Source organism: Aliterella atlantica CENA595 (assembly GCF_000952155.1).
In the GTDB taxonomy this organism is placed as follows: domain Bacteria; phylum Cyanobacteriota; class Cyanobacteriia; order Cyanobacteriales; family Chroococcidiopsidaceae; genus Aliterella; species Aliterella atlantica.
The window spans coordinates 47,236-53,420 of sequence record NZ_JYON01000037.1 but is presented as its reverse complement, the minus strand read 5'-3'; the positions used below and the strand labels follow the sequence as shown (position 1 = coordinate 53,420).

At 40.6% G+C, this 6,185-nt stretch carries 8 protein-coding genes and 1 pseudogene; 5 read left to right on the top strand and 4 right to left on the bottom strand.

Annotated features, from left to right (window positions below):
• Nucleotides 1-121 precede the first annotated feature (121 nt).
• The 5 genes and pseudogenes from UH38_RS28385 to UH38_RS22850 all read left to right on the top strand — a co-directional run.
• Nucleotides 122-346, top strand: a pseudogene (locus tag UH38_RS28385) (Uma2 family endonuclease); the annotation flags it as partial.
• A gap of 35 nt (nt 347-381) precedes the next feature.
• Complete coding sequence (locus tag UH38_RS22865; RefSeq protein ID WP_144405759.1) at nt 382-735, top strand: hypothetical protein; 354 nt, start codon at nt 382-384, stop codon at nt 733-735.
• 43 nt (nt 736-778) lie between these two features.
• The gene (locus UH38_RS22860; protein ID WP_144405758.1) at nt 779-1,312 is read left to right on the top strand and encodes a hypothetical protein; all 534 of its coding nucleotides are present in this window, start codon (nt 779-781) and stop codon (nt 1,310-1,312) included.
• Between the two features lie 221 nt (nt 1,313-1,533).
• Nucleotides 1,534-2,526, top strand: coding sequence for a hypothetical protein (locus tag UH38_RS22855; protein WP_045057019.1), 993 nt, complete (start codon nt 1,534-1,536; stop codon nt 2,524-2,526).
• Nucleotides 2,527-2,530: 4 nt separating this feature from the next.
• Entirely contained in the window at nt 2,531-2,809 is a 279-nt protein-coding gene (locus tag UH38_RS22850) for a hypothetical protein (RefSeq protein ID WP_045057011.1), read from the top strand.
• 25 nt (nt 2,810-2,834) lie between these two features.
• Here UH38_RS22850 and UH38_RS22845 read toward each other — a convergent pair whose 3' ends face one another.
• From UH38_RS22845 to UH38_RS22830, 4 genes are all read right to left on the bottom strand, one after another.
• On the bottom strand, nt 2,835-3,530 hold the full coding sequence (locus UH38_RS22845; RefSeq protein ID WP_045057010.1) for a hypothetical protein: 696 nt from the start codon (nt 3,528-3,530) through the stop codon (nt 2,835-2,837).
• Between the two features lie 331 nt (nt 3,531-3,861).
• The gene (locus UH38_RS22840) at nt 3,862-4,326 is read right to left on the bottom strand and encodes a hypothetical protein (RefSeq protein WP_045057009.1); all 465 of its coding nucleotides are present in this window, start codon (nt 4,324-4,326) and stop codon (nt 3,862-3,864) included.
• A 225-nt stretch (nt 4,327-4,551) separates the two neighbouring features.
• Nucleotides 4,552-5,232, bottom strand: coding sequence for an RICIN domain-containing protein (locus tag UH38_RS22835; RefSeq protein ID WP_052672534.1), 681 nt, complete (start codon nt 5,230-5,232; stop codon nt 4,552-4,554).
• Nucleotides 5,233-5,629: 397 nt separating this feature from the next.
• A complete protein-coding gene (locus tag UH38_RS22830; RefSeq protein ID WP_045057008.1) occupies nt 5,630-6,172 on the bottom strand; it encodes a hypothetical protein in 543 nt (180 codons plus the stop codon).
• Nucleotides 6,173-6,185 lie beyond the last annotated feature (13 nt).

Below are 6,185 nucleotides of genomic sequence, written 5' to 3'. Positions count from 1 at the left end.
CTCTTGGTTTCAACGCAAGTACAGAAGACTCGTTGTCCGATGGGAACGTTTGAAGGTGTGTTTTGATGCTTTCCTCCTCCTAGCCTGTTCCTATATTTGGTTTCCAAAGTTAGTGGGATAGGTTCATGCCGATCTAGGAGTAGCGGAAGTTTGGATTTATAACGGCGACGAGTTAACGGTTAAACAACTGCAAAATGGAATTTATACCACCACTCAAACAAGTCAATTTTTTGCAGGTGTGCCAATTTCAGAGATAGCTGGGTTTTTGCAACAAGCGCAAACAATAGATTATCTTGAAACCGTAAAATCTTTTCGCAGTTGGGTAAACAGTCAGATTGAAAAATAAAAAGGCGCTAATTGTTTGATCTTAAGGAATAGAAAATGTCTCGAAATTTACTCAGTTCGTCGTGTTGTGGAAATGTCGTTCGGCTAGCTGATTTGAGGGGTCAGCCGATTGAGTTCCGGCGTTACGGTAGTGAGCCAGTTGCAATCGGAACAAAGTGGGTATGTCCCAGTTGCAAGACAGCTTATTTCGCTTGGTGGAATGATGCTGTTTGGAAGGATGGCTACGATGAGCTAACGCCGAAGTTTGCTATTGATTTGAGTTATTACGAAACTTTTAACAACGAAAAAGAACTAGAACCATTAGGTGAGCCGTTGCATTTGTGCCTGAGCAATGCTGAGGACAACCAAAATGTATTGGGAAATCCTCAGCAGACAAGAACGCCTTGGTAGAGACTCTTGCCTTTAGCTGATGTCTTCAATTGGGAATTTTCCAGTGTTGAAGGATTCAAAAGCGCGAGGAGCGCGATCGCAAGCTTGCGAATTTCATAAGATGGATCGAAAGAAAGCCCCTAGAGCAATAAGAACTTCCCGCCGCCACCCTTGCCCAATCGATATTAACTGCGAGTTAGTTGCAGCCGAGCGTGGCAAGACTTGTCCAAATCGCAATTATTGCAAAAGTGTTGCAGCACCTTGGGAGTTTCCTTACAATCGAAGCACTCTACCTGATGGTACTGAAGTATTAATCGTTAGCTTTTCCTTTCTTTCGCCCTACAGAGCCACATATCAGGAAGCTGGATGGTATGCCAGTCAGGAACTTCCTTATTTCTATGCGGTCTTGCCAGAAGACAACAAGCCCATGCTGGTTGTCGCTATCGATCCAATAGGTCATGGCGCAAAAAAAATAATTGAATGTGGGTGGCAAAACGCGGAAGATTTGACAGACGATTTTTATATAGCTTACTGGTTTTACAGAATCGAGATACCCAAATGCAATCGTCCTCATTGCATACTACCGCCCAACTATTAGCTTGTCAAAATCCTCGATTGCCTTCGGTATTTCCCAAGTAGATTGCTCCCAAATCAAATAGCTTTGCTCGTGCGATCGCATAATAAATTCTTCGCTTCAATGCGATCTCGTAATATAGGCTTTGCAAGGGTCGCACTGAAGTGGTACTGACTTTGAAGTAAGATCTTTGTCTAGTTAGCAAGAAAATAACGATTTATGGTAGGTTCTGAAATTTGTCGACGATCGAGTGGTTTGAAACACTAACTGGTTTTTCTGAAGAGTCTCCAGAACAGGTCCGCAAGAATATCATTGTTGACGGTAAAGTATTGAAATCTCATATAAATGGGAGAGCGTTAATTTACGGTCAGTTAGAAATCCCGTCTTTGGTCGAACTGAGAGAACGTGTCCATTTTAGTGGACATGGTAGGGGAAAACTGTCGGTACGCGAAGTAGTTGCTAATGTCCAGTCATTGCACACAGATGAATCGAATGCGGACTCACTTTTTCAGGTAGTTTCCCAGTTCAATCTGCTGGAAATGGTGTCTCCAAGTGTAACGCCAGAAAGTGGGGTAGGAATTTATGAGAGAGATCGAACCCAAGGTCCAGCTTGTGCGATCGCGGCTGGTGCGGGAACGATTTATCGCAACTACTTTGCCATCGTAAATGGGCAAATTGGTCAATCAGCAACAAACCAAATCGATTGCCTTGCAGATATAGGAGCAGCCTTGGGAAATTCTCAGAACCGTCTTTGGGAAATGAAAAACGGTTATGCTTTGCCCTCAAATAGCGGTCTACTTGAAATTTCCAATCGACTGCGCGCGTCAAGCGAAAGCGAACTCGACCGATTAAGGCAGTTGCTACGAATCGGCATTCAGTGGGATACGCAAGTGACACTGGGCAACTGCAAACATACGATTTCACAAGCATATTGCTCCGCTTTGCCAGTTGCCTATTGCAATTATTCTGCAAATCTTTGGACGGAATTTGCCCGACTGGTTCTAGAGGCATCCTATGAAGCGACGATTTGTACTGCAATCTTGAATTCGCTTAGAAATGGAAATAATAGAGTGTTTCTTACGCTGCTTGGCGGTGGAGCCTTCGGCAACAAAATAGACTGGATTATTGCAGGAATCCAACGTGCCTTGAACCTTTACAAGCATTTCGACCTCGACGTAGCCATTGTCAGCTACGGCTCGTCCAAGCAATCTATCCAGCAACTTGTAAATCAATACTAAGAGGTTGAACGTTTTACTGATATTTGTAGATGCCATCCGACTGCACCGCTTTCGGCATGACTTTGGTACGAGCATTACTCGCAAAGGTGTAGATCCCTTGTATGGTAAGGAGCTAATGGGTATCAAAAGCGATAAAGTTTACTGTCGTTACACCCAAGGGGCGCTCTTTGCAGGCGGCGGAATCGCGCTTATTTGCAAGCGATTGGGGAAGGTGAGGATTAATACTATTACTGTTTACGGGGCGATCGCTTTTATACTATTGTTTGATACTACTCTCTGGTAACTGCACTCTTGATATAAGAGGTCAACTATAAGATATACCCTTGCTGCGCCCGCGCCGCATATTCTAGCAACTGAGGGCGGCTTGTAAGCCCTTGCTTAATCCAGTTATCAATAATTCTGTAAACCCGTTGGTTGGTTCCAAAGCTACCCATATGCCCTAACCCATGCAAGGCACTCTCTATACAAGCTGGATTTTTTAGGTAAAGAGCGAATTCAAGGACTTCTAAACTTAAGCTAAAATACTCGCAGTCCCCTTTATTGCCCCAAACATTAATGCGAGTCACCTCCCACAACATATAGCATATACCATTAATTGCTGAAGCTCCTGGTTCATCTAAGTGGCTTAGAACGGGTCGCGCTCGCTTTTCAAAACAATCAGTGTAGAGAATTTTGATGGCACGAATAGCCGCTGTACGATCTTGAGCAGAAATACTTGGTTCCTTTAAGGAATCGGCGATGTTTGTACTATCAGCGAGCATTGCATAAAGACCGTTACCGACTTGCTTATCTGAAAAACGAAGAAGCTCAGAACCTGAATTTACTAACGTTTTATAAACAAACTTAAAAGTTGTATCAACATCTAAGTTATTTATTTTGGAAGATGCAAAGCTTTGATTGTAAGACCTGCCAAATACACAATTGAGCCATTTTTCATAGGTTATCATAATTTTGTAAGCTTTATTATACAAGCGGAAATTTCTAGCTACTAAATTTTGTTGCAATTATCAATCGCGAGCGCTAGACTTATGTTTGTTACTAAATGTGGGTACATATTTTCCTAAAATCTGTACTACTTAATTAACTATTATCAAGTAAAGTCAAATTTTTACTTTTCGATGAAGTCATTAACTAGAGGTATAATTTGCTGTACATCTGTAGCATTTAGAGCTATTAATAAAATTACAGCAATATATTTTATTAACACGTAGTAACTGTAGCTACAGTCGGGTATAGCTTGAGATATAATTTTCTCATTATTTGCTCTTTGCAAATAATGAGAAAATGTGAAACTTGATTTACATTAGTATCAGCGCTAAGTTGATGAGACAAAAACTAATCAAAACATACTTGAAGGCTGCCACCATTATCACCAAGGGCATTATCTGCATCGTTAATTCTTAAACTAACAATCTTAATGTTGTTAGAGAAAACAACGGGGTTTTGAATCCAAATAGCTTCGTTATCGCTATCCATTAATAAAGCACCGAAAGGAAAGCTTTGATCGTGTTTATATTGGTTGTATGGGGCGAGAGCTTCTGCTGCACGTCCTTGATGTCCATACGCTCCAACTGGTGCATAATTACGAGTATCTACACTCCAACGCCCGCGAATACTAGCAACTCTTGTTACGCTATCAGACAGATTAAATGTTTGCCATCCACGTCTTGAACTTACAGAAACACAAAGGTAATCCGTTCGCTGTGCCAAAACAGGTAGATTTTTTATCATAAGTAGGTCACAAATTGCAGATAAGCAAACTACAGAAGGAATTAGTATTAAGGAGAAGTATTTGTTCATAGTAAAATTTGCTACTCTTAGCATCTAAAGATTAATTAATGATGGGTTCAATGCTCGAAGCGTGATAAAGCGCTCGCTACTCTCGTGAAAACTCCACACTAAAAGGATCGCTTTGACAATAGCCCAGTTACCTTGAAATCCAAGAGCTATCCAATAATAAAACGGTTGCTATCTGTAGAAATTACACACTAGAGCGAGGCAACACAATTACATTTTATACCATTATTACAATTTCCAGATTTGATCTGTCTCTGAGCCATTGTCAGCGTTACGCCCAGAGAATTCGCAAGTCCAAAGCTGTAGCCGTGTACCCCTACCCCTACCAGGAGCACCAACTACATCAATACATTTTCCAGACGAAATATTTAGAAGAAATCCGTCACGGGTAAGTGTCCAGGTTTGATCTGTCTCTGAGCCATTGTCAGCATTACGCCCAGAGAATTCGCAATCCCAAAGTTGTAACTGTGTGCCATTCCTATTACCAGGAGCACCAGCTACATCAATACATTTTCCAGATAAGGTATTTCGGATAAATCCGTCACTGGTTAGTTCCCATTTCTGGTCTGTAGATGAGCCGTTATCAATATTTCGCCCAGATAATTCGCAATTCCAAAGTTGTATCTGTGCGCCATTAGTATTACCAGGGGCACCAGCTACATCAATACATTGCCCAGATAGTGAGTTGAGTATAAATCCTGGGGGAGGATCGCCAGGAACAGAAACCTCGCCATCAATTACCCTAGGTTTTGGACTTCGGTCACAAGTTGGATCGAACTGACCTAAAAAACCATCACAGGCAAGAGCTTGGGGTGAATTTAAAGCAAAGAACCCAGAGATGCTACAAGTTACTCCTACAACAGCTAATACAGAGAACGCCAAAGCCTGCTTTTTCTTAATGAACTTCATTTGTATCTCCAGTTTTGAAACATAACTTCCACGTATAGTAAGGATGCGATATTGCGCTGTTACATCCTAATCGCTTAATTACGATATACATTGATTGGCACAAATCTTGCTTGTGTTACTTCTATTCTTCTTTCTTTTGATCTTTGAAGGTAGAGGACTTCCCGCAAACAAAATTGCGGGTTTACGCAAGTAATTTGAACTCCGCGTAGGATAAAGTGAAAGGGGTTAGTTGTGTTTATAAGCCGATCGTTCTCTATAGACGAGATTAGCGATCGCCTAGTTTAATTAGTGAACTCAGGGCAATCGATTTATAATCTGCCGTGCAATTACACCAAGTAAGTTTTAATTATCGGCGATCGCTTTTTTGCTTAAGTGTCTGCTTTCTCAAGTAGTAAATTCAGTGACGATGATGTTTTAAAACTACTGTAGCTTCACCGCTATCAGTAACATCAAGCAGTTCTAAAATCATTCCAGGTTTGCAACTACCTACGGATATTATATGTAGACTATGTTTAGATTCGTTAGCACTCGGAGTTAAAGTATAATCAGTAGATTTAGAAATCAGAATTGATGAGCAATGTTTCTGATTTTTGTGAGGATGTTCTTGAAAACTATTTATTGAAATTTTCTCTATTTTTGTACCATTTGAATTAATCTTAAAGTTTTTGATATTAAGCTGTATTCCTTCAACTAATCCTCTAAGTCGCTTGGTATATAGTTTAACCGCTCGTCCTGGAACTACAGTAAAAGGCTTGTTCAAGTAAACTTCTTTGTTTACCTGTGGCTCATTTAATTTGGTATTATTTAAACTTATTTTTGCTTGTTGCTCTATATCTTGACTCAAGGTAACTATATTAGCTGCCTCGCTAGTATTAATTTGAGCAGCTATAGTTAAAACTCCTATAGCTACGATAATAGGTTTCGATCCTAGATATATCATTTTATTTGTTACC

Bases quoted from the DNA above. Each gene is read 5' to 3' on its own strand.
- UH38_RS22835 (WP_052672534.1), bottom strand. From the start codon at position 5,232: ATGAAGTTCATTAAGAAAAAGCAGGCTTTGGCGTTCTCTGTATTAGCT.
- UH38_RS22830 (WP_045057008.1), bottom strand. From the start codon at position 6,172: ATGATATATCTAGGATCGAAACCTATTATCGTAGCTATAGGAGTTTTA.
- UH38_RS22865 (WP_144405759.1), top strand. From the start codon at position 382: ATGTCTCGAAATTTACTCAGTTCGTCGTGTTGTGGAAATGTCGTTCGG.
- UH38_RS22840 (WP_045057009.1), bottom strand. From the start codon at position 4,326: ATGAACAAATACTTCTCCTTAATACTAATTCCTTCTGTAGTTTGCTTA.